General features: G+C 66.4%; 27 protein-coding genes. 14 read left to right on the forward strand and 13 right to left on the reverse strand.

The genetic code is table 11. From position 1 onward, the window contains the following. Positions 1 to 30 precede the first annotated feature (30 nt). The gene (locus ABIC32_RS04880; protein WP_354072726.1) at positions 31 to 1,335 is read left to right on the forward strand and encodes a PQQ-dependent sugar dehydrogenase; all 1,305 of its coding nucleotides are present in this window, start codon (positions 31 to 33) and stop codon (positions 1,333 to 1,335) included. Between the two features lie 17 nt (positions 1,336 to 1,352). On the opposite strand, the gene ABIC32_RS04885 is transcribed toward ABIC32_RS04880, so the two are convergent. Both ABIC32_RS04885 and ABIC32_RS04890 read right to left on the reverse strand, forming a co-directional pair. Continuing rightward, positions 1,353 to 1,754 carry a DUF805 domain-containing protein gene (locus ABIC32_RS04885; RefSeq protein ID WP_354072728.1) on the reverse strand — a complete coding sequence of 134 codons (402 nt, stop codon included), beginning with the start codon at positions 1,752 to 1,754 and terminating at the stop codon, positions 1,353 to 1,355. Positions 1,755 to 1,852: 98 nt separating this feature from the next. Continuing rightward, the gene (locus tag ABIC32_RS04890; protein ID WP_354072730.1) at positions 1,853 to 3,091 is read right to left on the reverse strand and encodes an argininosuccinate synthase; all 1,239 of its coding nucleotides are present in this window, start codon (positions 3,089 to 3,091) and stop codon (positions 1,853 to 1,855) included. Positions 3,092 to 3,281: 190 nt separating this feature from the next. Between ABIC32_RS04890 and ABIC32_RS04895 the strand changes: the two genes are divergently transcribed. Continuing rightward, positions 3,282 to 6,146, forward strand: coding sequence for a M16 family metallopeptidase (locus tag ABIC32_RS04895; protein WP_354072732.1), 2,865 nt, complete (start codon positions 3,282 to 3,284; stop codon positions 6,144 to 6,146). 98 nt (positions 6,147 to 6,244) lie between these two features. On the opposite strand, the gene yihA is transcribed toward ABIC32_RS04895, so the two are convergent. Genes yihA through rpmH form a run of 4 tightly spaced genes read right to left on the reverse strand, consistent with a single transcriptional unit; the run spans position 6,245 to position 9,257 of the window. Then, positions 6,245 to 6,898, reverse strand: coding sequence for a ribosome biogenesis GTP-binding protein YihA/YsxC (yihA, locus tag ABIC32_RS04900; RefSeq protein ID WP_354072734.1), 654 nt, complete (start codon positions 6,896 to 6,898; stop codon positions 6,245 to 6,247). Continuing rightward, positions 6,895 to 8,691: a membrane protein insertase YidC gene (gene yidC, locus ABIC32_RS04905; RefSeq protein ID WP_295175396.1), complete on the reverse strand. Its 1,797-nt coding sequence runs from the start codon at positions 8,689 to 8,691 to the stop codon at positions 6,895 to 6,897. The genes yihA and yidC overlap by 4 nt, the downstream gene beginning before the upstream one ends. After that, positions 8,688 to 9,092, reverse strand: a complete 405-nt coding sequence (rnpA, locus tag ABIC32_RS04910) for a ribonuclease P protein component (protein ID WP_055754640.1) — start codon at positions 9,090 to 9,092, stop codon at positions 8,688 to 8,690. The genes yidC and rnpA overlap by 4 nt, the downstream gene beginning before the upstream one ends. A 30-nt stretch (positions 9,093 to 9,122) precedes the next feature. Beyond that, on the reverse strand, positions 9,123 to 9,257 hold the full coding sequence (gene rpmH, locus ABIC32_RS04915; protein ID WP_003164000.1) for a 50S ribosomal protein L34: 135 nt from the start codon (positions 9,255 to 9,257) through the stop codon (positions 9,123 to 9,125). Between the two features lie 126 nt (positions 9,258 to 9,383). On the opposite strand from rpmH, the gene ABIC32_RS04920 reads away from it, so the two are divergent. Beyond that, positions 9,384 to 10,133 carry a TVP38/TMEM64 family protein gene (locus ABIC32_RS04920; protein WP_153923987.1) on the forward strand — a complete coding sequence of 250 codons (750 nt, stop codon included), beginning with the start codon at positions 9,384 to 9,386 and terminating at the stop codon, positions 10,131 to 10,133. Then, positions 10,130 to 11,602, forward strand: a complete 1,473-nt coding sequence (locus tag ABIC32_RS04925; protein WP_066625151.1) for a sensor histidine kinase — start codon at positions 10,130 to 10,132, stop codon at positions 11,600 to 11,602. The genes ABIC32_RS04920 and ABIC32_RS04925 overlap by 4 nt, the downstream gene beginning before the upstream one ends. 4 nt (positions 11,603 to 11,606) lie before the next feature. Here ABIC32_RS04925 and ABIC32_RS04930 read toward each other — a convergent pair whose 3' ends face one another. Beyond that, positions 11,607 to 12,698: an NAD(P)-dependent alcohol dehydrogenase gene (locus ABIC32_RS04930; protein WP_354072738.1), complete on the reverse strand. Its 1,092-nt coding sequence runs from the start codon at positions 12,696 to 12,698 to the stop codon at positions 11,607 to 11,609. Between the two features lie 66 nt (positions 12,699 to 12,764). Next, positions 12,765 to 13,028: a hypothetical protein gene (locus ABIC32_RS04935; protein ID WP_354072740.1), complete on the reverse strand. Its 264-nt coding sequence runs from the start codon at positions 13,026 to 13,028 to the stop codon at positions 12,765 to 12,767. Positions 13,029 to 13,174: 146 nt separating this feature from the next. Here ABIC32_RS04935 and ABIC32_RS04940 point away from each other — a divergent pair, with 146 nt between their 5' ends. After that, complete coding sequence (locus tag ABIC32_RS04940; protein WP_354072742.1) at positions 13,175 to 13,675, forward strand: hypothetical protein; 501 nt, start codon at positions 13,175 to 13,177, stop codon at positions 13,673 to 13,675. 6 nt (positions 13,676 to 13,681) lie between these two features. On the opposite strand, the gene ABIC32_RS04945 is transcribed toward ABIC32_RS04940, so the two are convergent. Further along, positions 13,682 to 14,317 (reverse strand): glutathione S-transferase family protein, encoded by a 636-nt coding sequence (locus ABIC32_RS04945; protein WP_354072744.1) that lies wholly within the window; start codon positions 14,315 to 14,317, stop codon positions 13,682 to 13,684. Between the two features lie 312 nt (positions 14,318 to 14,629). Here ABIC32_RS04945 and ABIC32_RS04950 point away from each other — a divergent pair, with 312 nt between their 5' ends. After that, positions 14,630 to 15,046 carry an ester cyclase gene (locus ABIC32_RS04950; RefSeq protein ID WP_199060090.1) on the forward strand — a complete coding sequence of 139 codons (417 nt, stop codon included), beginning with the start codon at positions 14,630 to 14,632 and terminating at the stop codon, positions 15,044 to 15,046. A 22-nt stretch (positions 15,047 to 15,068) separates the two neighbouring features. Here ABIC32_RS04950 and ABIC32_RS04955 read toward each other — a convergent pair whose 3' ends face one another. After that, positions 15,069 to 16,118, reverse strand: coding sequence for a ribonucleotide-diphosphate reductase subunit beta (locus ABIC32_RS04955; protein WP_112862969.1), 1,050 nt, complete (start codon positions 16,116 to 16,118; stop codon positions 15,069 to 15,071). 173 nt (positions 16,119 to 16,291) lie between these two features. Then, positions 16,292 to 18,430 (reverse strand): response regulator, encoded by a 2,139-nt coding sequence (locus ABIC32_RS04960; protein WP_354072747.1) that lies wholly within the window; start codon positions 18,428 to 18,430, stop codon positions 16,292 to 16,294. A 117-nt stretch (positions 18,431 to 18,547) separates the two neighbouring features. Between ABIC32_RS04960 and ABIC32_RS04965 the strand changes: the two genes are divergently transcribed. From ABIC32_RS04965 to ABIC32_RS04990, 6 genes are all read left to right on the forward strand, one after another. Further along, the gene (locus ABIC32_RS04965) at positions 18,548 to 19,336 is read left to right on the forward strand and encodes a nucleotidyltransferase family protein (protein WP_055754649.1); all 789 of its coding nucleotides are present in this window, start codon (positions 18,548 to 18,550) and stop codon (positions 19,334 to 19,336) included. 13 nt (positions 19,337 to 19,349) lie between these two features. Beyond that, the gene (locus ABIC32_RS04970; protein ID WP_354072750.1) at positions 19,350 to 20,123 is read left to right on the forward strand and encodes a metallophosphoesterase family protein; all 774 of its coding nucleotides are present in this window, start codon (positions 19,350 to 19,352) and stop codon (positions 20,121 to 20,123) included. Positions 20,124 to 20,202: 79 nt separating this feature from the next. After that, positions 20,203 to 20,646 (forward strand): hypothetical protein, encoded by a 444-nt coding sequence (locus ABIC32_RS04975; protein ID WP_354072752.1) that lies wholly within the window; start codon positions 20,203 to 20,205, stop codon positions 20,644 to 20,646. Positions 20,647 to 20,726: 80 nt separating this feature from the next. Further along, on the forward strand, positions 20,727 to 21,353 hold the full coding sequence (locus ABIC32_RS04980) for a hypothetical protein (protein WP_354072754.1): 627 nt from the start codon (positions 20,727 to 20,729) through the stop codon (positions 21,351 to 21,353). A 193-nt stretch (positions 21,354 to 21,546) separates the two neighbouring features. Further along, positions 21,547 to 22,179 carry a LysE family translocator gene (locus tag ABIC32_RS04985; RefSeq protein WP_045810913.1) on the forward strand — a complete coding sequence of 211 codons (633 nt, stop codon included), beginning with the start codon at positions 21,547 to 21,549 and terminating at the stop codon, positions 22,177 to 22,179. Between the two features lie 99 nt (positions 22,180 to 22,278). Beyond that, on the forward strand, positions 22,279 to 22,851 hold the full coding sequence (locus ABIC32_RS04990) for a CC0125/CC1285 family lipoprotein (protein ID WP_026108394.1): 573 nt from the start codon (positions 22,279 to 22,281) through the stop codon (positions 22,849 to 22,851). Positions 22,852 to 22,893: 42 nt separating this feature from the next. On the opposite strand, the gene ABIC32_RS04995 is transcribed toward ABIC32_RS04990, so the two are convergent. Continuing rightward, entirely contained in the window at positions 22,894 to 23,661 is a 768-nt protein-coding gene (locus ABIC32_RS04995; protein WP_156146787.1) for a DUF6065 family protein, read from the reverse strand. Between the two features lie 37 nt (positions 23,662 to 23,698). Here ABIC32_RS04995 and ABIC32_RS05000 point away from each other — a divergent pair, with 37 nt between their 5' ends. After that, positions 23,699 to 24,214, forward strand: a complete 516-nt coding sequence (locus ABIC32_RS05000; RefSeq protein WP_354072756.1) for a prolyl-tRNA synthetase associated domain-containing protein — start codon at positions 23,699 to 23,701, stop codon at positions 24,212 to 24,214. Positions 24,215 to 24,229: 15 nt separating this feature from the next. Here the strand turns inward: ABIC32_RS05000 and ABIC32_RS05005 are convergent, their stop codons facing one another. Beyond that, entirely contained in the window at positions 24,230 to 24,727 is a 498-nt protein-coding gene (locus tag ABIC32_RS05005) for a hypothetical protein (protein ID WP_354072758.1), read from the reverse strand. A gap of 350 nt (positions 24,728 to 25,077) precedes the next feature. Between ABIC32_RS05005 and trxA the strand changes: the two genes are divergently transcribed. Next, positions 25,078 to 25,983: a thioredoxin gene (gene trxA / locus ABIC32_RS05010; RefSeq protein ID WP_295198402.1), complete on the forward strand. Its 906-nt coding sequence runs from the start codon at positions 25,078 to 25,080 to the stop codon at positions 25,981 to 25,983. Positions 25,984 to 25,999: the final 16 nt, after the last annotated feature.

Genomic DNA, 25,999 nt, shown 5'->3' on the forward strand with positions numbered 1-25,999 from the left:
CTTGGGCCGTCCGTCGGGACTTCTGGCGTCATGAAGACCGTCCGCCTTCTGGCCCTGCTGTCCCTGCTCCTCGCCGCGCCTGTTAGCGCCAGAGCGGCGCAAGGCGCCTATGCGACCGATGGCGACTGCAGCGGCCGCCCAATGACCACCGTGCGCATGGCGCCCGGCTATTGCCTGGGACTGGTCTGGCAGGGCGCGGGGGCTGAGGGACCGCGAATGCCGCGCGGCCTGCTGGCGCTATCGAACGGCGACTGGTTGGTGACGGATCTGGGCAACTGGTATCCGGGCAATGGCGCGATCTGGCGGCTGTCGTTCGGCTACGACGGCGCACCGCGCTGGAGACGGCTGGCCCAGGGACTGAACATGCCGCACACGGCGGCGCGCGGGCCGGACGGGCGCATCTATGTGTCCGAGATGAACCGCATCCTGATGCTGGACCCCGACGCGGCCGATCCGGCGGCGACGGTGCGCACCGTGATCGGCGATCTGCCCGACAACCGGCTGCACGCCAATCGCCACCCGCTGTCCAGCTTCCTCTTCGACGCCAACGGCGACCTGCTGGTCAATGTCGGGGCCCCCAGCGACCGCTGCGTGGATGCGCGGGGTCGGACGCGCGCCAATGCGGCGGGCGCCTGCATCGACAGCGCGGCGGCGGCCCAGGTGCGGCGCCACGCTTATCTGGGAAATGGCCGCTGGGCCGAGGACAGCACCGTCTTCGCCTCGGGCCTGCGGAACTCCATCGCCCTCGTGCGGCACCCGTCGGGCACAATCCTGCAAGGCGAGAACTCGGTCGATCTGACCACGCCCGACCATCCCTATGACGAGATCAATGTCCTGCGTCAGGGCGGCCATTACGGCTGGCCCTATTGCGTCGATCTGGCGACGCCCCTGCCGGGCTGGAGCGCGGCCCAGGCGCGATGCGGCCAGCGCGACCGCCCAGCGGCCCTGTTGCCGCCCCACGCTGCGCCGCTGGACCTGATCTATTACGACGGGGCGATGTTTCCCGAACTGCGCGGCCGGCTGCTGATGAGCTGGCACGGCTATCGTCGCGCGGGCGGCCGGATCGTGGCGGGCGAGACGGATGGCGAGGGCCGCCCCCTGACCGATATCGGCGGCCGCTATGCCATCTATCCGCGCGGCGCCCCGTCCTATCCCGCCGGCGCGCCCAGCCTACGCGGCAAGGTTCTGACGCCGGGCTGGGACACGGTCGCTGGCCGTCAGCCGCGCGGCGCGCCGGTCGTGCTGGCCGTCGCCGCCGACGGATCGATCTGGGTCACGGACGACCGAAACCGGGCGATCCTCAGGATCGCCCGCAAGGACCACGCAGAGCCTTAAGAGCGGCTTCGCAAAAATCAGGCGTGGCTTAGAACGCGCCCATCGATCGGCCTGATTTCTGCAGAAGGCCAAACGGAAAGGACAATCATAATCGGCACGGTCATGCCCGAAGCCACCACCAAGACAGTCCACCAGGGAGATTGACCGAGATCCCGGAGCCTTCTGACGGTCAAGGCGCAGAACAGCCACAGCAGCGGCAGGGCCACTGCAAGAGAGAGCAATCCATCGAGCGCACCCGGCGACAGGCGGACGAGATCATCCAGACCGCGCCCAAGCACCATCCATGGCGCATCTAACAACTGGAAGACCGGGTCGCCCGAAGAGGCGGAAAGCGTCAAAATCAGACCGACGAAAGCAGCTGTCAGAAGACCGTAAGGCTTGCGACTTAGGCGGCCGGAAAAATGCAGCAAGGACGGCATCGGATTATCCTGCATCGTAATCGATGGAGACTCAGGATAATCCGGGCTCGCAACCCTGAGTCAAGCAAGACCGTCCCCCTCCGCTTGGAGAGCAGCTATCAGCTCTTGCGCGCGTCGCGCTTGGCCAGGACGCGTAGGCGCAGGGCGTTCAGCTTGATGAAGCCGGCCGCGTCCTTGTGGTCATAGGCCTGGACGCCTTCTTCGAACGTCACCAGATCCTGATCGTACAGGCTGTTGGGGCTTTCGCGGCCGATGACCGAGACATTGCCCTTGTACAGCTTGACCTTGACCGTGCCGGAGACGTTTTCCTGGCTCTTGTCGATGGCCGCCTGAAGCATCTCGCGCTCGGGCGAAAACCAGAAGCCGTTGTAGATCAGCTCGGCGTATTTCGGCATCAGCTGGTCCTTCAGGTGCATGGAGCCGCCGTCCAGGGTGATGCTTTCGATGCCGCGGTGCGCCGCGATCAGGATGGTCCCGCCGGGGGTCTCATAGACGCCGCGCGACTTCATGCCGACGAAACGGTTCTCGACCAGGTCCAGGCGACCGATGCCGTTGTCGTGGCCATACTGGTTCAGGGCGGTCAGGATCGTGGCGGGCGACATGGCCTCGCCGTTGATCGAGACGGCGTCGCCCTTTTCGAAACCGATCTCGATGACGGTCGCCACGTCCGGCGCGTCCTCAGGCGCGATCGTGCGCTGGTGGACGAACTCGGGCGCCTCGACCGCCGGGTCTTCCAGAACCTTGCCCTCGGACGAGGAGTGCAGAAGGTTGGCGTCAACGCTGAAGGGCGCCTCGCCGCGCTTGTCCTTGGCGATCGGGATCTGGTTCTTTTCGGCGAAGTCCAGCAGGGCCTCGCGGCTGCGGAACTCCCACTCGCGCCACGGAGCGATGACGCGGATGTCGGGCTCCAGCGCATAGTAGCCCAGCTCGAACCGGACCTGATCGTTGCCCTTGCCGGTCGCGCCGTGACAGACGGCGTCGGCGCCGACCTGACGCGCGATCTCGATCTGGCGCTTGGAGATCAGGGGCCGGGCGATGGAGGTGCCCAGCAGGTAGTCGCCCTCATATTGGGCGTTGGCGCGGAACATGGGGAAGACGAAGTCGCGCACGAACTCTTCGCGCAGGTCGTCGATGAAGATGTTCTCAGGTCTAATGCCCAGCTTCAGCGCCTTCTCGCGCGCCGGGCCCAACTCTTCGCCCTGGCCCAGGTCGGCGGTGAAGGTCACCACCTCGGCATTATATTCGGTCTGGAGCCACTTCAGGATGATCGAGGTGTCCAGCCCGCCCGAATAGGCGAGGACGACTTTCTTGACGGGCTTGTCGGCGGGGGCGGACATGGCGGCTCTTTCAGCAAGGGGCGGTCAGTCGGGGAGTTGACGCGCGCATAAGACCGGGGGTCCGGCGATGCAACCTTTTCCGGGTCGCGCGGGGGAGAACATGAACCTTTCGTCATGTTCCATTTGGTCGCGTTGCCAGGCGGCAGACCGGCGTTATGGTCCCCTTCAACTGCAATCCCGAGGATATCGCATGCGCCGCACTGGCTCTCTCGTCGCCGCCGCCGCCCTTCTGGCGGTTTCAACGCCTGTCTGGGCCTCCGTGGCTCCTGCACCGGCCGCCCAGGCTACTGGTCAGGCCGCCGCTCCCGCCGTCCAGGCCGCGCCGGTGTCGCAGCTGATCAATGAAGTCGACATCCCCTACACCAAGTTCACCCTCGACAACGGCCTGACCGTCCTGGTCCACGAGGATCACAAGGCCCCCGTCGTCGCCGTCTCCGTCTGGTACAATGTCGGCTCCAAGGACGAGCCGGCCGGCAAGACCGGCTTCGCCCACCTGTTCGAACACCTGATGTTCGGCGGCTCGGAAAATGCGCCCGGCAGCTATTTCACGCCGATGCGCAATATGGGCGCGACCGACATGAACGGCACCACCTATTTCGACCGCACCAACTATTTCGAGACGGTCCCGACCCCGGCGCTGGAACAGGCCCTGTTCATGGAAAGCGACCGCATGGGCTACATGCTGGGCGCCATCAGCCAGGAGACGCTCGATCTGCAACGCGGCGTCGTCCAGAACGAAAAGCGTCAGGGCGACAACCAGCCCTATGGCCTGAACCAGTACAAGCAGCTGGAGGCCTTGTTCCCCGAAGGCCACCCCTATCGCCACTCGACCATCGGTTCGATGGCCGACCTGGACGCCGCTTCGATGCAGACGGTGCGCGACTGGTTCACCTCCAACTATGGCCCCAACAACGCCGTTTTGGTGCTGGCCGGCGACATCACCCCCGCCAAGGCGCGTGAACTGACCGACAAATACTTCGGCCCGATCGCCAAGGGTCCGGTGAACAATCCCGCCCAGGCCCCGGTGCCGACCCTGTCCGCCCCGCTCAGCGAAACCACCCATGACCGCGTCTCGAACGCCCAGGTCGAGGTCAGCTGGGCCGTGCCCGGCATGCTGGACCCGGATTCGGTGCCGCTCAGCGTCGCCGCCTCCGTGCTGGGCGGACTGGCCTCCTCGCGCCTGGACAATGAGCTGGTGCGCGGCGAACAGACCGCCGTCTCGGCCAGCGCCGGCAACAGCGCCTTCCACCGCGTCGGCATCTTCGAGATGAGCGCCACGATCAAGCCGGGCGAAGATCCCGCCGCCGTCGAAGCGCGCATGCGCGAAATCCTGAACGGCCTGATCGCCAACGGCCCGACGCAGGACGAGATCAACCGCGTCGTCACCCAATACGCCTCGCGCCGCATCCAGGGCCTTGAACAGGTCGGCGGCTTCGGCGGCAAGGCCACGGCGCTCGCCGAGGGCCAGCTCTATGCCGGCGATCCGGAGTTCTACAAGAAGCAGCTGGCCGCCTACGCCGCCGTCACGCCGGCCCAGGTCAAGGCGGCGATGCAGAAGTGGCTGACCCGTCCGGCCTATACGCTGACCACCCTGCCCGGCCAGCGCGAAGCCTATCAGGAGGCGGCCGCCGCGCCGTCCGGCGCCAACCGCACCCCGGCGCCGGAAATCGAACGCAAGCCGCGCATGCCCAAGCCCGAGATCGGGCAGGTCGCCAACGTCGACTTCCCGGCCGTCGAGCGCACCCGCCTGTCGAACGGCATGGAGGTGATCTACGCGCAGCGTGACGCCACCCCGACGACGAAGATCGCGCTCGACTTCGACGCCGGTCTGGCCGCCGACGACCGGTCCAAACTGGGTCTTCAGACCCTGATGCTGGACCTGATGGACGAGGGCACCCGCACCCTGAACGCCACGCAGCTGGCCGAGGCGCAGGAAGCCCTGGGCGCAACCATCACTACCGGCGCGACGATGGACAGCTCGGTCGTCCAGCTGTCGGCGGTGACGCCGAACCTGAAGCCCTCGGTCGATCTGATGGCCGAGGTGGTGCGCAATCCCGCCTTCGCCCCGGCCGAGCTCGAGCGCCTTCGCGCCACCCGCCTGTCGCGCATCGCCGCCGAGCGCACCCAGCCGGCCGCCCTGGCCAGCCGCGCCCTGCCGGAACTGATGTACGGACCGAACAGCCCCTACGGCCGTCCGTTCAGCGGCAACGGCGACGAGGCCAGCGTCAAGGCGATCACCGACGCCGACATCCGCGCCGACTACGCCAAGTGGATCCGCCCGGACAACGCCAAGCTGTTCGTCGTCTCCGACCGCCCCCTGGCCGAGCTGACGCCGATCCTGGACAGCGCCTTCGGTCAGTGGGTCCCGCCCGCATCGGCCAAGGCCGTCAAGGACTTCTCGGCCCCGATCCCGGCCGCGACGCCCAAGATCGTGCTGATCGACCGTCCGCAATCGCCCCAGTCCTACATCATGGGCGGCGAGGTCCTGGGTCTGTCGGGCACCGACGACCTGTTGGTGCTCAACGCGGCGAACAATGTGCTCGGCAACGACTTCCTGTCGCGCATCAACTCGGACCTGCGTGAGACCAAGAGCTGGTCCTACGGCGTCAACGCCTCGGTCAATCCGTTCGCCGGACGCGTGCCCTATCTGATCACCGCCCCGGTCCAGGCCGACAAGACCGGCCCGGCCATCGAAGCCCTGAACCAGCAGTTCAACGACTTCCTGTCGGGCGGCAAGGGCGTGACGCCTGAGGAGCTGCAACGCACGATCAACGGCAACACCCGCCGTCTGGCCGGCAGCTACGAGACCTCGGCCGCGGTCCTCGGCGCCATGCGCTCCAACGCCCTGCTGGGCCGTCCGGACGACTATCCGGAAACCATCGCGGCGCGCACCAACGCCCTGACCGCAGCCCAGCTGGACGCCGCCGCCAAGGCCGCCATCGATCCGTCCAGGTTCGTCTGGGTCGTGGTCGGCGACGCCTCGGTGGTCAAGCCGCAACTGGACGCCCTGGGCATCCCCGTGGAGGTCCGCGCGGCGGCTCCCGCCGCCCAATAGGGCGACGACAGACCAAAACGACGAAGGCCCGGAGAGCGATCTCCGGGCCTTTTCTTTTCTGCCGTCATGCTCGGGCCCTGGCCCGACGATGAGGGCCTCTAGTCCAACGTCGCGCCCGTCGTGCGCATGATCTCGGCGCGCAGTTCCGGCAGGCCCAGACCCTTTTCAGACGAGGTCAGGGCCACCACCGGGAAGGCGGCGGGGCGTTTGGAGATGGCCTTCAGGGTCGCGGCCTGCATGGCCTCGCCTTCGCCCTTCTTCAGCTTGTCGGCCTTAGTCAGGACGATCTGATAGCTGACGGCCGCCAGGTCCAGCGCATCCAGCGCCTCCGTATCCACCGACTTCAGCCCATGGCGGCTGTCGATCAGCAGATAGACCCGCTTCAGTGTCACCCGGCCGCGCAGATAGTCGCGGCCCAGATCCTGGAACTTCTTTACCGTGGTCTTGGATGCCTTGGCCCAGCCATAGCCGGGCAGGTCGACCAGACGCATCCGGCCGTCCAGATCGAAGAAGTTGACCTCGCGCGTGCGGCCCGGCTCGTTCGAGGCGCGGGCCAGCTTGTGCATGCCCACCAGCCCGTTGATCAGGCTGGACTTGCCCACGTTGGAGCGGCCGGCGAAGGCGATCTCGGGCAGGTCGGGGTCGGGCAACTGCTCGATCTTGGCCGCGCCCATGACGAAGGTCGCAGGCCGCGCGAACAGGACGCGCGCCGCTTCGATGTCCTCGGGCGTGAACTCGGTCTCGTCGATCACGCCGGCGACTTTTTGAACCGGGCGAAGAACGCATCGATCGGGTTCTCGGCCTTGTAGCGGTGCATGATCACATACTGCTGTAGGATGGTCAGGATGTTGGACCAGGCCCAGTAGATCAGCAGGCCCGCCGCGAACGGCGCCATGATGAAGGTGAACAGCAGCGGCATGAACTGGAAGATCTGGCGCTGGACCGGATCGGCCGCCGGCGGGTTCATCGCCGTCTGCAGCCACATCGTCAGGCCGTAGGCGATCGCCAGCAGACCCAGGTGCAGCGGGCCGGCCAACAGGCCGCCGATCAGGGGCGCCATCGCCGGATCCCACGGGATCAGGCCGAACAGGTTCCAGATCGACGACGGGTCGCGCGCCGACAGGTCATGGATGAAGCCCAGGAACGGCTGGTGACGCATTTCGATGGTCACGGTCAGCACCTTGTAGAGGGCGTAGAAGACCGGGATCTGCAGCACCAGCGGAAGGCATCCGGCGACCGGATTGATCTTCTCGCGCTGATACAGGGCCATCGTCTCCTGCTGCTGCTTCTGCGGGTCGTCTTTGAACTTCTTCTTGATCTCCTCCATCTTGGGCTGGAGGTTCCGCATCTTGGACATCGAGGCGTAGGCGTTGTTGGCCAGCGGGAACATCACCAGCTTGACGATGACGGTCAGGGCCAAAATGGCGACGCCGAAGCTGCCGACCAGGCCATAGACGTTCTCCAGGATCCAGAAGATCGGACGCGTCAGGAACCAGAACATGCCCCAGTCGATCGCATAGACGAAGCGCGGCAGGTTCAGGCTCTGCTCATAGGATTTCAGCACCTCGGCGCGCTTGACCCCGGCGAACAGGCGCTGGGTCTCGGTCGCGGTCGCGCCGGGCTGGATGGTGCGGGTCGTGCCCAGGACATTAGCTTCCAGCTGCTGGGCGCCGTTCAGGTCGCGCACGCGGAATTCGGTTTCGACCGCCTCGTTCTGCTGGGGCAGCAGGGCCGCCAGCCAGTATTTGTCGGTGATGCCCAGCCAGCCGCCGGTCGAGGCGTTCTCGATCCGCGGCTCCTTCAGCCAGTCCTTGTATTTCTTCTGCTCGGTCCGGTAGTCGCCCGGCTTGCCGAAGGTGCCGATCGCGCCCTCGTGGACGATGTGCGACGAGCCGGCTGCGGGCGGCACGCCCTGGCGCTGGACGCTGCCATAGGGGGCGATGGTGATCGCCTGCGTGCCCAGGTTCTGGACCGTGTCCTGGACCGAGAAGACGTATTTGTCATCGACCGAGATCACGCGGGTGAAGCGCAGGCCCTGGCCGTTGTCCCAGGTCAGGGTGATCGGCGTCGTCGGCGTCAGGGTCGACCCATTGGTCAGGCGCCAGACGGTATTGGGTCCGGGCACGCCGCCGGCGACATTGGGGCCGGTCCAGCCGAACTGGGCGAAATAGGCGTTCTGCATGCCCTGCGGGCGGAACAGCTCCACCGGCTGGGGCTTGTCCTGAACCTCGCGGTAATCGGTCAGGAACAGGTCGTCGATCCGGCCGCCCTGAAGCGACAGCGAACCCTTCAGCGTGCCGGACTGGATTGGCACACGCGCGGCTGTGCTCAGCGCCTGGCTGCGGTCGGTGACGAAGGTCGGGCCCTGCGGGCTCAGCGCCGTGCGCGCGGCGTTATCGGCGGTCTGCGACTGCTCGGCCTGGGCCTGCTGTTGCACGGCGCGACGCTCGGCCTGCGGACGCAGCACGGCGAAATAGTAGATCCCCATGATCAGGACCGAGCACACGATGAAGATGATCGTGTTGCGCGTGTTTTCGTTTTTCATGGATTCTGGCGGTCCTGGCCGGAGGGGGCGCGGGCGTGCGAAGGCCTGTTGGCCTTGGGTGTCGCCAGCCTTGTAAGCGTCGATTTCACGTCGTCAAGCAGACGGTCCCACGCACGCTCGGTCGTGCCCATGCGGGCGATGAAGACATAGTCGCTTCCGGGCACGCCATGCTGGGCCAGCATAGCCCGTGCGGCCTCGCGCAGACGGCGTTTGGCGCGGTTGCGCTGAACCGCCCCGCCGATCTTCTTGGTGGCGGTGAAGCCCAGGCCGATGTGCGGCGAACCGTCGCCGCGCTCCAGCCGCTGGATCACCACGGCGCCGCGCGCCTCGGAAACGCCTTTGGCGGCCGCCAGGAACTGGGGCCGCCGCAACAGACGCTTAATCTGTAAAAGGTCGCTCATGCGTCCAAAAGATCCGGACGCGTAAGCCGCTTACGCCGTCAGGCGCTTGCGGCCCTTGGCGCGACGGCGCGCAACAATCTTCTGGCCGTTCTTGGTGGCCATCCGGCTGCGGAAGCCGTGACGGCGCTTGCGCACGAGTCGCGACGGCTGATAGGTCCGCTTCACGGTCGGCTCCTGACGTTAAAAGGTTGGGCGACGGGGCAAGAGGCGTCCGCCGCAGGAAGGGCGGGCGTATAAGTCGCATGTCCGCGTGAGTCAACGCTCGGACGGCATTTCGGGACGATGAAACGGATGGCGAAACGAACGGCGAAGGAATGGGCCCTGCGGCTGGCGCCGTTGGCGGCCATCGCCGGCCTGGTGATCGCCTTCTTCGCCCTGGGCTGGAACCGCTATCTGTCGATGGATCTGATCCGCGAGCACGGGCTGAACCTTCAGGCCTATGCGCAACAGAACTGGTGGGTCGCGCTGGTCGCCTTCATCGCCGTCTATGCCGTGGCGACCGCCTCGACCATTCCCGGACCCGTTTTCCTGACCCTGCTGGGCGGGATGATGTTCGGCCCCTATGTCGGGGCCCTGGCCCAGTCGACGGGGGCCACCATCGGTTCGGTCGTCATCTTTTATGTCTATCGCACCTCGATCGGTTCGTGGCTGCGCGCCAAGTTCGAGGCCGACGCCGGCTTCATGGATCGGCTGGCCAAGGGCATCGACCGCAACGCCTTCACCACCCTGTTCACCCTGCGCGTGATCCCCAGCGTGCCCTTCGTCCTGGTCAACGCGACGGCGGGGATGATGGCGGTGCCGCTGAGGCCCTACATCATCGCCACCTTCATCGGACTGCTGCCGTCCACCTTCATCTACACCTGGATCGGATCGCAGCTGGGCGGCCTGCTGCGCGCCGGCGTTCGGCCGGACCTGCCCATGCTGCTGCAACAGTTCTTCTGGCCGTTGATGGGCGTGGTCTTCCTGTCCCTGCTGCTGCCGATCGGCATCAAGCTGTTCCAGATGATCCGTGCCCGGCGGATCGGGGCGACGGCGGCATGAGCGCCCTGTTCGATCGGATCGCGGCGCGGCTGAACCTGACGCCGGACCAGGCCAATCTCTGGCGCGAGCGCCTGACCCCGCGCGCGCCCGACGGTCTGTCGGCGCGGCTGCTGCTGCTGACCGTCGCCTTTACCCTGGCGGTCGAGGCCCTGATCCTGGGGCCGAACCTGGCGGCCTTCCATGAGCGCTGGCTGCGCGACCGGCTCCAGGCCGCCGAACTGGCCTCGGTCGGGGTCGAGGCCCTGCCCTATAGCGCGGTCGAGGACGACACGGCCGCCGAGCTGATGCGGATCGGCGGGGTTCAGGCGGTGGCCCTGACGGAGCAAGGGGTGCGCCGCCTGCTGCTTCAGGCCCCCAACCTGCCCCGCGCGCCCGAACTGATCGACCTGAGGCGTCAGGACAGCTGGTCGCGCCTGACCGACCCGTGGCGGACCCTGTTCGGACATCCGGACCGCTCGCTGCGGGTTCAGGCCAAGCCGCGCTATCGCTCGGGCGACTTCATCGAGATCGTCACGCCTGCTCAGCCGTTGAAGCTGGAGCTGCGCGCCTTCCTGCTGAACAGCCTGCTGGTGTCCCTGCTGGTGTCGGTGACGGCGGGCGCGCTGCTGTATGGCGGTCTGGCCCTGCTGGTGCTGCGCCCGCTGCGTCGCGTCACCCGGTCGATGGAACGGTTCGCCGCCGATCCCGAGAGCGAGGCCGAGGCGCCGTCCGACCGCCACGACGAGATCGGCCGCGTCGAGCGCGAACTGAGCCGGATGCAGGAGGAGGTGCGCCATTCCCTGCGCTCTCGCGCCCGTCTGGTCGCGCTGGGCGAGGCGGTGGCGAAGATCAACCACGACCTGCGCAACATGCTGACCTCGGCCCAGATGGCGTCCGAGCGGCTGGCGACCTCCGCCGACCCCCAGGTGGCCAAGGCCCTGCCCCGGCTGGAGCGCGCGCTCAGCCGCGCCGCCGGCCTGTCCCGCAATGTGTTGGAGTACGGAAAGAGCGAGGAGCCCGCCCCCCAGAAGACCCGCGTCGTCCTGACCAAGGCCCTGACCCTGGCGGCCGAGGACGCCGGACTGGACCCCGACGGCGTGCGCCTTGTCAAACAGCTGCCGCCCCGGTTCGCCGTCGAGGCCGACCCGGATCAGCTGTATCGCATCCTGGTCAATCTGATGCGCAACGCCCGCCAGGCCATCGAGGCCGATCCCACGCGTCCGCCCGAGCGGCGCGGCAAGGGCGCCATCACCGTCAGCGCCTTCGGTCAGGACGGCTTCTGCGTCGTGCGCATCGCCGACGACGGCCCCGGCATTCCGCCGCGTCTGGCCGAACGCCTGTTCGAACCCTTCGTCAGCTCAAAGAGCTCGGACGGCTCGGGCCTGGGCCTGACCATCTCGCGCGAACTGGCCGCTCTTCACGGCGGCGACCTGCGGCTGGTCGAGACCGACGGAACAGGCGCAGCCTTCGAGCTGCGCCTGCCCGGCTAGGCGATCAGGCGGCCTTCAGGGTCGCCATGTCGATGACGTAGCGGTAGCGCGCCTCGCCGTTCTCGATCTTCACATAGGCGTCGTTGATCTCGGCGATGTCGATCATTTCGACCTCGGGGGCCACGCCATTGGCGGCGCAGAAGTCCAGCACGTCCTGGGTTTCCTGAAGATTGCCGATCAAGGAGCCGCCGACCGTCTGGCGTTTGAAGGCCAGTTTGGAGTTATCGACCCCGTCCACGACATCGAGATTGCCAACGACGATGAAGGCCGCATCGCGCTTCATCAGGTCCAACAGGGCGCCGATCTCGTGCTTCTCGGGCACGGTGGACAGGATGAAGTCGAACGTCCCCGCCAGGGGCGCCAAGGCCGTCTTGTCCGTCTCGATATGGGCCGCGTCGGCGCCCAGCCGCTTGGCGTCCTCGATCTTCTCCGGCGTCGAGGTCAGGACGGTCACTTCCGCCCCCAGAGCCTTGGCCAGCTTGGCCGCCATATGGCCCAGACCGCCAAAGCCCAGGACGGCGACCTTGTCCCCCGCCTTGACGCCCCAGTGTTTCAGCGGCGACCAGGTGGTCACGCCGGCGCACAAAATGGGCGCGGCCGCCTTTGGGTCCAGGCCTTCGGGGATTCGCAACACGAAGTCCTCCGGCACGACCACCACATCGGAATAGCCGCCGTAGGTATTGTCCCGGCCGTACATGTTGGCGCCGTCTTCGGTCTCGGTCGCCGGCGTCATGGGGCCGTTATAGGTCGCCAGCCAGCTGTTTGGACCCTCGCAGTAGTTCTGATCGCCGGCGCCGCAGGCCTCGCATTGGCGGCAGCTGTCGATCATGCAGCCGACGCCGACCAGATCGCCTTCCTTGAAGCGCGAAGTTTCGGCGCCCGCCTGTTTGACCCGCCCGACGATCTCGTGGCCCGGCACGCACGGATAGACCGTGTTGGCCCATTCGTTTTTGACCTGGTGGATGTCGGAGTGGCAGACGCCGGCGTAAAGAACCTCGATCACCAGCTCGTTGGGCTTGGGATCGTCGCGCTCGAACGTCATGGGCTCGAGCTTGGACCGGGCGGTCTTTGCGCCGTAACCGATTGATTGGAACATGAAAGTCTCCGGGGGCAAGGGGATGTTGCCGCAATCCCCCGCGCTCGAAGACGTTCCAGCGTCGCCCTATTCCAGACCGTCGTCGGACACGACGAAGGGCCGGTTCTCCGTCTTGGCCTGGGCCGCCAGCTCCTCCTGGACCAGATGCCAGCGCCGCAGCCGCTCATAGTCGATGGCGTGTTCGGGCGAGGCGTCCAGCCAATGGCGGAAGTCCTCTATCTGGAGCTGGGCGTCCGCGGCGGTCGTATCGGGCAGGGCCGGCACGTTCGGCAACTGACGCGCGACCTCCGCGGGAATAGGGAAGTCGCCGGACGCGGTGCTCAGGATCATCGGTCTTCTCGGATAGGCTGCGGTCGGGAGAGGACGACCATGACGCGAAGCCGAGCCTTTCGCCACCTTTTCATCGCTGCGGCGTTGTGCAGCAGGATCACAATGGCCAAGCTGCGCAGAACGCCACGGCCTCGGGAGAGACAGTCATGATCGTTCGCACCGCCGCCGCCGCTACCCTGCTGGTCGCCGCCCTGACCGCACCCGTCGCCGCCCAGACGACGACGGCGCCGGCGACCGCCGACCCCTATCGCGATCAGCGCGCCCTGCCCGACCCGGCCGATCCCGCCAGCCGCGACGAAATGATGAAGGCGCGGGGCGAGGCCTATCACCGGGCCAGCGACGCCCAGCAGACTGAAGAGGAACTGCGCACCACCCGCGCTCTGAACGACGAGATCGCCGCCCAGAACGCCCTTGCCGACAAGACCGACGCCGACAACCGGCTGAACTACGACGCCGCCCTGGCCCGTCATCAGATCGAGGTCAGTCAGGCCGAGGAACAGGCGCGCGCCGCCGCCGAGACCGCCCGCTTGGCCCAGGAGAAATACGACCGTGACTACGCCGCTTGGCAGGAACAGGTACGACTGTGCCGCACCGGCTTCCGCCCCGCCTGCACCGCCCGACCGGCGTGGGTCGCGCCGGCTCAGTAAGCGCCATCAGTCCGCCTTGGCTTTCGCCTCGGCGATCAGCGCGTCGTCGATTTCGCGGGCGCGCGCAGCGGCCGGGCGGGTGGTGATCCGCTCGGCATAGGCCTTAAACGCCGGCCGTTCGGGCAGGCTCTTGAACATCAGTCCCCAGGCGATCTGGCTGCCGACATAGACATCGGCGGCGCTGAACCGCTCGCCAAGGATCCACGGGCTGCGGTCCAGCGCATGTTCCAGTCCGTCGATCACCTGATCGAACGAGCCGTAGCCGACCATGGCCGACTTCTCGGGCGGCGGCAGTTGACCCAGCGACTTTGCCGTCACCGCCGCCTCGACCGGTCCGGCGGCGAAGAACATCCAGCGATAATAAAGGCCGCGCAGGGGATCGTCCGTCGCCGGCGCCAGGCTGGCATCAGAAAAGGCGTCGGCCAGATAGGCGCAAATGGCGGCGCATTCGGTCACGACGACGCCGCGATGAGCGATGGCCGGCACCTTGCCCATCGGATTGATCGCCAGATAGTCCGGCGACTTCATCGCCGGATAATCGACCACGACGGTGCGATAGGGCTGGCCTGCCTCCTCCAGCATCCAGCGAACGATGCGTCCGCGCGACATGGGGTTGGTGTAGAAGACGATCTCTTCGCTCATGGGGTGCTCTCCCTTTCGAGAGAGCCTACGCCCGAAATGGGAGATGTGTCAGCCCGCGGCCAGGCTCATGTCGCGCCGCGCCATCATGCGATCGAACGCGCCCCAGACGCCCTCGACACCGCGCCAGCCCGGAGCAATATGATCGCGACTACGCCCCTTGGCAGGAACAGGCGCGGCTATGCCGGTCGGGCCTCCGCAAGGCCTCATCGCGCGACCGGCCTGGATCCGGCCAGCGCAATAAACCGTGCCGGCTGAAACCATAGAGGGATCGGGCGGTTGTCTCTATCGAACCCCAAGCGAAAGAGACCCTCCATGGCCGATGCCACCGCCAATATCGCCGCAACCAAACGCTTCGGCGAGATCGTCAACACGGGCGCTCTGGACGCCTTTCCCGAGGTCGTGGCGGAGGCTTGCGTCGACAACGATCCCGCACCGGGTCAGGGACCGGGGCCCGAAGGCTTCAAGGCCTTCTTCACCGAGATGCGGACCGCCTTCCCCGACCTGAAGGTCGAACCTGAGACCATGCTCAGCGAAGGCGATCAGGTGGCCTTCGCCTACACCCTGACCGGCACGCACAAGGGCGACTTCCAGGGCGTAGCCGCTACGGGCAAGTCCATCGAGGTTCGCGGGATGCAGATCGGCCGGTTCGAGGAGGGCAAGATGGTCGAACGTTGGGGCAGCTCCGACGAGCTGGGCATCCTCAAACAGATCGGCGCGGCCCCCGTCTGAGGCCGCGCCCCTGGTCGCGGGTTCAGCCCGCGACCAAGCTCATGTCGCGGCGCGCCATCATGCGGTCGAACTCGGTCCAGACGCCGTCCGCGCCGTGCCAGTTCCCCTGCGTCGCCGCCTTGGAATATTCGGTGGCGCGGGCCTCGAAGAAATTGGCGTGTTCGACGCCGCTGAGTAGCGACTGCAGCCAGGGCAGCGGGTTTTCCGTCACCCCATAGACTTCCGGCAGCTTCAGCTGACGCAGGCGCCAGTCGGCGATGAAGCGGATGTACTGCTTGATGTCCTCGGGCGTCATGCCGTTCACCGAGCCCATTTCGAAGGCCAGGTCGATGAACTTGTCTTCCATGTTCACCACCGTCTTGCAGCAGTCGACGATGTCGTCCGCGACCGACTTGGTGACCGCCCCCGTTTCCTTGTTGAAGGCGTGGTACAGCTTGATGATGCCTTCGCAGTGCAGGCTCTCGTCGCGCACCGACCAGGACACGATCTGGCCCATGCCCTTCATCTTGTTCTGGCGCGGGAAGTTCATCAGCATGGCGAAGGACGCGAACAGCTGAACGCCTTCCGAAAAGCCGCCGAACATGGCCAGGGTCCGGCAGATGTCGGCGTCGGAATCGACCCCGAACTGGCCCATATAGTCGTGCTTGTCCCGCATGGCCTCATATTCCATGAAGGCGCCGAACTCGCTCTCGGGCATGCCGATGGTTTCAAGCAGCAGGGCGTAGGCCGCGATATGGATCGTCTCCATATTGCCGAAAGCGGCCAGCATCATCTTCACCTCGGTCGGTTTGAACACCCGGCCGTAGCGTTCCATGTAGTTGTCCTGAACCTCGATGTCCGCCTGGGTGAAGAAGCGGAAGATCTGGGTCAGCAGGTTGCGTTCGCCGTCGTTCAGGGTCGAGGCCCAGTCCTTGACGTCCTCGCCCAGCGGCACCTCCTCGGGCATCCAGTGGACCTGCTGCTGCTTCTTCCACATGTCGAACGCCCACGGATAGCGGAACGGCTTGTAGGCGGCCGACGGGGTCAGAAGACCGGCGCGCTCGGGGAGGATGATCGGAGTGATGGCGTTCATCGAACTGGACCTGAGGGCGATTCTGAAGACGCATTCACCATGCGATTTGAAGGCGTCGGCGCCAAGTCAAAACAGGTCTATTTTGCGATCACAATTTATCGCGACCGCTAGATGTTGTGTCCGTGCCGCACATTCCTGGGGACGGGCCTGGGGATGAAGCCGCGCCCGACGGCTCAGGCGGCTTGGGCGTCCAGTCGCGACGCAGCGGCGCTCAGCGTCTCGTCGATGGCGGCATAAAGCTTGGCCTGGGTCACCGGTTTGGCCAGATGACCGTCCATGCCGGCGGACAGGCACCGTGCGGCGTCTTCGGGCATGGCCTCGGCGGTGACGGCCAGGATCGGCGTCCGGCTGGCGGGATCGGCCAGGGCGCGGATCGCGCGAGTGGCGGCTAAGCCATCCATCACCGGCATGCGCACATCCATCAGGATCAGGTCGAAAGCTTCGGCCGAGGCGGCGTTCACCGCCTCGCGCCCGTCGCAGGCCTCGGCGGTGTCGCAGTCCGCGGCCTGCAGCATGATGCGCAGCAGATCCCGATTGGCAGGGTGGTCGTCGACGATCAGAACCTTCATGCGACGGCTGTCCAGCGGCGAGCCGCTCTCCGTCTCCACCGGTGCCACGACCGGCGCCTCGATCTCCAGAGTGAAGGTCGAGCCCTGCCACTGGACGCTGTCGACGGCGATGGTGCCGTTCAGCCGCTCGGCGTGGCTCTTGGCCAGGGCCAGGCCGACGCCCGCCCCCTCATGCGCGCGGCTGGTGGAGGCGTCCGCCTGTTCGAACAGGCGGAACACGCCCGCCAGGGTCTCGGCATCCATGCCGCAGCCGGTATCGGAAACGGCGATCCGCAGCCGGTCATCGCTGCGATCGACCGTGACGCCCACGCCCCCGTGCGAGGTGAATTTCGAGGCGTTCAGCGTCAGATGATGCAGGATCTGGCGCAGACGCCGCATGTCGGTCAGCACCCAGCCCTCGGCGTCCGGCGCGATGTGCAGGTCGAACGTCAGGCCGCGGATCTCGGCCCACTCGCGCGCCGGCGCCACGGCGTCCTGGATCAAGGCGCGCAGATCGGCGGGCTTCAGCACGACCTCGTCGCCGCCGCGCGAAATCTCCAGCAAATCCTCGACCAGACGCAGCATGGATTCGCCGCACTGGCGTACCGCATTGACCTGCCGATGGCCCTCGGCGTCCAGACTGGTGGAGCGCGACAACAGGTCGGCATAGCCGGTGACCCCGGTCAGGGGGGTGCGCATCTCATGGCTCATCAAGGCCAGAAAGCGCGACTTCGCCTCGTCGGCGCGCCTGGCACGCGCCAGGGCGTCCAGCGCCGCCGTCGTGCGCGCCCTCAGACGCGCCGTCAGACGCCGACGCTCGGTCGACAGGGTGGTGATGGGCAGGACCGACCCAACGACGCACAGCAGGAACAGATGAAACACGTTCATCTGGCGCATCACCTCAGGCAAGGCGGCCAGAACCGGGTCGGGCGGCAGGCGGGTCAGCACGACCGGCCCATGCCCGGCCAGCGTGGCGGCGCCGCCGATGGCCGCGACCAGCACCACCGCGCAGGCGGTGGTCGGCGGACCCAGCCGGAAGGCCAGAAGGATCAGCGGCGGAAGCACCGCGAACATCACCGGCGCCGATGTCTGGCTGAAGACCCAAAGGGTGACGCCGCCGACCAGCACCAGCAGGGCGGCCGCCTCCGTCATCGTGGCCTGGGCGTCGTCCCGGAAACGGTGGTTGCGCGCCAGCAGCAGCAGGGACGGCGTGACGATCATCATCGCCAGCAGCTCCATGTCGAACAGGTGGTGCATCCGAAACGCCAGCGTGCCCGGCACCTTCCAGCTCATCAGCACCGCGACCGCGCCCGCCAGCAGGGTGCTGATCAGGACGGCCGGCACGGCAGCGAAGACGGCGAAGCGGAACAGACGCCAGGGCCGACGCATGTCCAGCGCGGCCCCGCAGAAACGGCGCGCCAGCACGGTCGCGATGCAGACCTGCGTCAGGTTCAGGGCGACGTTGGTGAACATCATTACGCCGGGGTCGCCGCGCACGATGTTGCTGGCGAGGTTGATCGCGGCGCAGGCGAGCATGACGCCGATGGCCTGGCGACGATGAAGCTGAAGGACGGCGGCCAGAAGCACCGCATTGGCCGGCCACAGAACCGTGGCGCCGAAGGCATGCATGCTCCACTGGGCGACCGACAGGCACAGGGCGAACAAGGCCACATAGGCGTAGGGCGACGGTCCAGCCGCGCGGCCGGCCTCGTGACGGAAAAACCGCCAGCGCCCGCCTTCTGCGTTCACCCACTTCAGTCCCATGACGTAACGGTGACACGCGGGGGTTAAGGATCCCGTAGCGGCCCACCTAGGTAGGATTGCGGAACCGCCGTTCAGCGTCGCCGTTTACTCGCCCTTGCCAGCGAAGGGCCCCAGCCAATGTCAGACGTGATCGCCGAACCGACCTTCGAGCCGCCGGCGGACGCCCTGGCCTTCTATGAAGAGAGCCTGCGCCTGCTCAAAGAGAGCGGCATTCCCTTCCTGTTGTCGGGCACCTATGCGGTCACGGCCTACACCGGCATTCGGCGTCCGACCAAGGATTTGGACGTCTTCTGCAAGCCCGGCGACTACCCCCGCATCCTGGCCTTCTTCCAGAAGCACGGCTACCGCACCGACGTCGAGGACGAGCGCTGGATCGCCAAGGTCTGGAAGGACGAGAAACACTTCTTCGACGTCATCTTCGCCATGTCCAACGGCACCATCGCCGTGTCCGACAGCTGGTTCAGCGAGGACCGGATCACCGTCTATGGCCATCAGGTCCAGATCACCCCGCCCACGGCCCTGATCCTGTCCAAGGTCTTTATCCAAGACCGCTATCGCTATGACGGCGCCGACGTGAACCACGTCATCCTGAAACAGTCGGACGCCATCGACTGGAAGAGCCTGCTGGACCAGATGGACCTCTATTGGGAGGTGCTGGCGGCGCATCTGCTGAACTTCCGCTTCGCCTATCCGACCGAGCGCGACCGGATTCCGCGCTGGCTGATGGAAGAGCTAGTCCAGCGATTGACGGCCCAAATCGATCTGCCGGCGCCGCGCGTGAAGGTCTGTCGCGGCCGCCTGTTCAGCCCACGCGACTATGTCGCCGACGTCGCCGAGTGGGGCTTTGGCGATGTCGTCGGCAAAGGGCTGGAGGAACGCCACGACCCCGTCAACCTGGGCCACTGAAAGGTAAGCCGCCATGACTGACGCCGTCTCCGATACCCAGACGATCCAACCCGGACTGGAAGCCGGCCCCGCCAAGACCCTGCGCGTCGCCGCCGTCGGCGACCTTCATGTCGGCGAGACCACTGAGCATCGCTATCGCGACCTGTTCGAGCGGGTGGCTGACGACGCCGATGTCTTGTGCCTGTGCGGCGACCTGACCAACTACGGCAAGACGCCCGAGGTCGAGCGGCTGCTTGAGGATCTCAAGCTTTGCAAAATCCCGATGGTCGGCGTGCTGGGCAATCATGAGCACGAGTGCGGCCAGCCCGAGGTCGTCACCAAGATGCTGACCGACGCCGGGGTCAAGATGCTGACCGGCGAGGCCTATGAGATCGAGGGCGTCGGCTTTGCGGGCGGCAAGGGGTTCGTCGGCGGCTTCGGCCGCTATATGCTTTCCTCGTTCGGCGAGGCCTCGATCAAGCGTTTCGTGCAGGAGGCGGTCGAGGACGCCAATCTCATCGAGAACTCGATCCGCATGCTGCGCACCGAACGCTCCGTCGTGCTGCTGCACTATGCGCCCGTGGTCGAGACGGTGATGGGCGAGCCGCCCGAAATCCATGCCTTCCTGGGGTCGTCGCGTCTGGCCGAGACCATCGATCGCTACGACAACGTCCGTCTGGTCGTGCACGGCCACGCCCATCGCGGCGGACCGGAGGGACGCACCACCAAGGGGACGCCCGTCTATAATGTCGCCCTGCCGGTGCTGAAGACGCTAGGCGACAAGCCTTATCGGGTCTTTGAAATCTAATCGGACTGTAGGAGGGTGCGGCCGGGGCTGGGATGCAGCCTCGTTCGGGGCCGCAAGGCGGCCCATCGTGGAGTTTCCGATGCGCCTTCTGTCTTCCGCCGCGGCCGTCGCCGTCCTGGCCCTGACCACCCCCGCCTTCGCCGCCGGTCAGGCCGCCGCCCCTGCGCCGCAAGCCGCTCCGGCGCCCGCCCAAGAAGCGGACAGTCCCGAGGAAGCCGCCTTCGAGGCCAAGGCGGAAGCCTTCCAAGAGCGCATGGAAGCCATGGCGACGGAAATGCAGACCGCTGCCGCTCAAACCGACAAGGCCAAGGCCAAGTCCGATTTGGACTCATTGCAGGCCAAGTATCAGCCCGAGGCCGACGCCTTCGCCGAGGAGGTCAACACCTTCGCCACCGCCCAGGGCGCGCCGGCCGAACAGATGGCCATGGTGATGCAGCAGATCAAAGGCATCCCGCTGAAGGCCCGCACCGAGATCGAGGCGGCCGCCTCCGCGCCGGCCGCAGCCCCGGCGACGCCGCAGTAAGCCAAGCCTTACCGCGATTTCACTTGAGACGGGGCGGCTGAGGGCGGAGTTTGCGCGGGTCATTCAACGGGAGCCGTCCCATGATCCGCCTGCTCAGCCTGACCGCCGCCCTGGCGCTCGCGCCCCTCTCCTCGGCCTTGGCGCAGACCCCGGGGCCTGCGCCCACGCCGGCTCCGGCTCCGGCTTCCGCTGAAGCCGCCGAAGCCCGCATGGAAGCCGCCGCCGAGGCCTTCGAGGCGCGCATGGAGACCTTTGGCGAACGGGCCGAGGCGATTTCCGAAGACCAGAGCCTGAGCGAGGCCGAACGCGGCCGTCGCATCGCCACCCTGTGGTCGGACTATGCGCCCGACGTCGCCGCCTTCACCGCCGAGGCGACCAAACACGCCAATGAAATGGCCGCCCAGGCGCTGAAGAACATCGACGTCGACGCCATTGTCGCCGACGCCCTGAACGACCCCGAGGTCAAACAGGCGATGGAGGAGGGGATGCAGAAGGGCGTCGTCACCGCCGAAGGCATCGCCCGCAACAGCGCCTGGACCAATCCGACGCCCGAGCAGATGGAGACCTACAGCCTGGTCGCCCAATACGCCCTGGACCAGGCCGCCGACGCCGTCGTCGAGGACGAAGCGGCCGCCGAGGTTCCCGAGGCGCCCGAGGCCCCGGAAGCCCCCGAACCGCCGGCGCCGCCAGCTCGTCCGGCTGCCTAACATCCTTGTCTCCTCCCCATAAAATGGGGAGGGGGACCGCGCAGCGGTGGAGGGGTTTTTTGATCCCTACGGACGCCGATGAATGGGCGAAGAACCCCTCCGTCACGGCGCAAGATGCGCCGCGCCACCTCCCCGCGACGCGAGGAGACAGAGCGCCTTGACCGCGCCCGACTAAGCAGCGACATCGCGCCGCATGCCCGCCCTGCCCGTCGATCCGCACCTCTATTCGACCTTCCTCGGCGTTATGGCGGTGATGGCGATCACGCCCGGCCCGGCCAATCTGTTCGCCGTCGCGACCGGCGTTGAAAAGGGCCGCGCCTCGGCCCTGATCGGCGTCTTGGGCATGAACGCCGCGACCCTGGTGTGGTTCGGCGCGGCGGCCCTGGGTCTGGGCGCCCTGGTCAAGGCCTTTCCCGCCGCCTTCAAGGTCATCGCCGTGCTGGGTGCCCTCTACGTCGCCTGGCTGGGGATCAAGGCGCTGCGCGGCGCCTTCGCCACCGCCGCCGATCCCGACGAGGTCGTCGTCAAGAAGGGCCGCAGCGCCCTGATCGACGGGTTCGCCGTCCAGATCGCTAACCCCAAGGCCATCCTGTTTTTCACAGCCGTCCTGCCGCCCTTCATCGACGTGAACCGCCCGGTCGCGCCGCAGATGGCGATGTTCGCCATGGCGGCCATCGGCATGGATATGGTGTCGATGAGCACCTACGCCCTGTCCGGCGCCGCCCTGTCGCGCCGCATGCAGCAACCGCGCTTTCGCAAAGGCTTTGGCGTCTTCGTCGGCCTTTTGCTGATGGTCGCCGCCGTGCTGATCGTTCTTCGGCTCTAGACGCCGCGACGCTTCGTCATACAGTGGTCGGGAACGCCTTCGTTCATGCTCCGTTCAGCCGTCAGAGCGCCCGAATGGGCGATCAAGGAGTTTGATGTCATGAAAACCCTCCCCCTGAAGACCCTGGCGGTGACCGTCGCCGCCGGTCTGGCTCTGGCGGCCTGCGCCACCGCCACCCCGTATCAACCCGCAGGCTTCAACGGCCAGCGTGGCGGCTATGCTGAGCAGCGCCTGGAAAACAACCGTTTCCGGGTCAGCTTCTCGGGCAATTCGCTGACGTCGCGCGAACAGGTCGAACAGTCGCTGCTGCTGCGTTCGGCCGAACTGACGGTCGAGAGCGGTTACGACTGGTTCTCCACCGTCAATCGCGCCACCGACCGCGACACCCGCTTCGTGGGTACGCCTGATCCGTTCTATTCGGGCTATAACCGCTTCTACAGCCCCTACTGGGGTCCGTCGTGGCGCTATTACCGCAGCGGCTTCTGGAGCCCATGGGACCGTTACGGCCCGTGGGGAGTCAACGACTTCGACGTCCGTCAGGTCGACCGCTTCGAGGCCAATGCCGAAATCGTCCTGGGCCGCGGCCCCAAACCCGCCAACGACCCCAACGCCTTCGACGCCCGCGAGGTGATCCAGAACCTGGGTCCGCAGGTCACCCGCCCGGCGGCCTGATGCTGAAAGCCCCTCTCCACGGCGTGGAGAGGGCTTTTTCTTTCATCCCACGCGCGGCGACTTCAGCCGGCGCTTGTTGGAGTGGGTCGCCGGCGCCGTGCCCAGATCTTCCGGCACCTCGCCCTTGAAGTAGTAGCGCTGCCACGCCTCCTTGGCCGCATCCGGGTCGCCGCCGGCCAGACGCTGGTTGAAGTCGGTGCGGGCGCGGTTCCAGGCCTCGAACTGACCCTTCATCACCGGGTTGGATTCCAGCGTGCGGATGATCGGCTGGAACTGTTCGACCTTCTTGTGCTCGATCAGATTGATGAAGCAGAAGGGTTCGCCCTTCTCGAAGGTGATCCGCCCCGGCCGGGTGAAGATCCAGTTCATCGTGAAGGGGAAGGGCAGCCAGTCCGTCTCGATCAGGCCGACCAGCGGCTGGATGCCGTCCTTCACATGGTTGGGCGACCCCGAGCACATCATCCCCCAGCCAGGCGGCGTGCGGAACAGATATTGCGGGTGCATGGTCAGCACCCCGCGCGAGAAGTGCGAGGTGACGAAATGGGCCAGATCGTGCTGGGGCCGATCCGGCGTGATGACGATGTCTTCCTGGCGCGGACCGCCGTTCCACTCGGCCGAGAAGCCGAACGGGCACAGGATTTCCCACCCCGTCGTGTTGGCCATGTTCAGCGGCAGGCAGCGATAGGGGTGGCGGCTGATGAAGGCGTCCATCCAGTTGCGCGACTGGCGGCCGGGCACCAGGTCCGGCGGCCGGGCCGTCATCGGATAGCATTCCAGTTCCAGCGGGCGCGTGTTGACGGTATCGACCATGACCATTTCCTAACGCCCGAAACCCGACGGCTCAACCATGACTGACGCACCCGCTTTCGACCGCGAGACCCTGACCGTCTGGCTGAAGGCGAACGGCGTGGATCACGTCACCCACGACCACCCGGCCGTATTTCGGGTTGAGGAAGGGCTGGATCTCAAGGCCGACCTGCCGGGAGCCCACACCAAGAACCTGTTCCTCAAGGATCACAAAGGCCGGCTGTGGCTGATCTCGGCGCGTCAGGACACGGTCATCGACCTGAAACGCGCCGCCGCCGTCATGGGCTCAGGCCGCCTGTCGTTCGGCGCCGAAACCCTGATGTGGGAAACGCTGGGCGTCCGTCCCGGCTCGGTCACGGCGCTGGGCCTGATCAACGACATCGACCGCCGCGTCACCTTCGTCTTGGACCGGCGCCTGTGGGACGCCGACATCGTCAACTTCCACCCCCTGACCAATACGGCGACCACCGCCCTGGATCGGTCAGCCTTTCGGCGAGTTCTGGCGCTGCTGGAGCGGGAGCCGGTGGTGGTGGATTTCGAAGCGATGGGCGCTTGAACCGATTGCGCGAAATCAGACCTTCGCCAGACGCGCCCTTCTCCACGACGCCCGCACGCCAAGGATCGCGACAGGCAGGGCGAAGATGTTCATATAGCTACCGCCCATTCTGTAGTCGAACAGCCACCGGCCGCAGGTGATTTCCACCACGAGCCAGGCGAGGACAAAACAGATCGGCCAGATCGTGCGTCCATAGACGATGGCGTAATAGGCCAGGATCACAAATCCCGTCAGCACCCCATGCACGACCAGACTGGACCAGTCGCCCGTGACGAGCGCGACAAAGGCCAAGAAGCCGTGAACCATGCCTAAGGGAATAACGGCTGTGCTTCCGCCTTCGATGCCCTCCGATAGGCTGCGTTTTGTGTCGACGGGCGCGAAGGCGGCCGCCAGAACCCTCCGATCATTGCCGAGGGCGTTCGACACCACCTCACCAAAGCGCAACCTGCGACCGGCGGCGCGCTCCGCCAGCGGCAGCGGCTTTTTGATGGGGCCGTTCTGGTTGTCCAGCATTCAACCTGAATACGGCAGGCTTGCTTGAAGACAGGTTAGCGGCGATGCCGAAGCGGTCGCGGCACCTATCCTGTTGGACTTCGGGAATGTCGCGAGGGACGCGGCAGCGTTGCGTTTACACCATCGTCATCGCGGACCGCTTGAACCTTGCCGCACAGGCCCCATCTCGCAAAGTCGGGCACAATGAGGCAGACTAGCAGCGGGGGAAGTCAGACGAATTAGACGAATTAGACGGTGTTTTTCATGACCACTGTCTGAAATCCCGGCGCGACCTTTTCCCGGCTTGATGCCGACGCATCCCGACGCCATCTGAACCGTTGAACCTGACCGATCTCTGCGCGGACCCGCCCATGACCCTGCTCGACCCGACCCTGACCCCCGACGCTGCCGGCGACCTGATCAAGGAAGGCACCGACGCCTCCTTCATGACCGACGTGATCGAGGCGTCGAAGCATCAGCCGGTCATCGTCGACTTCTGGGCCACCTGGTGCGGGCCGTGCCGGACCCTGGGTCCGGCGCTGGAGAAGGCCGTGCGCGCCGCCAAGGGAGCGGTGAAGATGGTCAAGATCGATGTGGACGCCAACCCGGCCTATGCGGGCCAGCTGCGGGTGCAGTCGATCCCGACCGTCTACGCCTTCGTCAACGGCCAGCCGGTCGACGGCTTCCAGGGCGCCATTCCCGACAGCCAGATCAAGGCCTTCATCGACAAGCTGACCGGCGGTCAGGGCGGCTCGACCGAGACGGCGCAGCTGCTGGAGCTGGGCGAGGAATCGCTGGGCCTGAACGACTTCGGCGGCGCGGCCCAGGCCTTCGCCCACGTCCTGTCGATCGAGCCTGAGAACGAGAAGGCCATCGCCGGCATGGCGCGGGTCTATCTGGCGGGCGGCGACCCGGAACAGGCGGCCCAGACCATCGCCATGGCGCCGCAGGATTCCAAGGAGCCGGCGGTCCAGAGCGTGCGCGCCCAACTGGCCCTGGCGTCTAAAACCCCTTCCGGCGCCTCGGCCGAACTTGAGGCCAAGGTCGCCGCCGATCCGAACGATCATCAGGCGCGTTTCGACCTAGCCGAGGCCCAGAGCGCGGCCGGCGACTTCAAGGGCGCGGTCGACAATCTGCTGGCCATCATTCAGGCCGACCGCGAGTGGAACGATCAGGCGGCCCGCAAACAGTTGCTGGTCATCTTCGAGGCGGCGGGGCTGACCTCGGACGTGTCCAAGGATGGCCGTCGCCGCCTGTCGTCCATTCTGTTTTCGTGATCCAGAACAAGCGGGC

The sequence above is a fragment of the Brevundimonas sp. 1080 genome (genome assembly GCF_040545985.1).
Lineage (GTDB): Bacteria > Pseudomonadota > Alphaproteobacteria > Caulobacterales > Caulobacteraceae > Brevundimonas.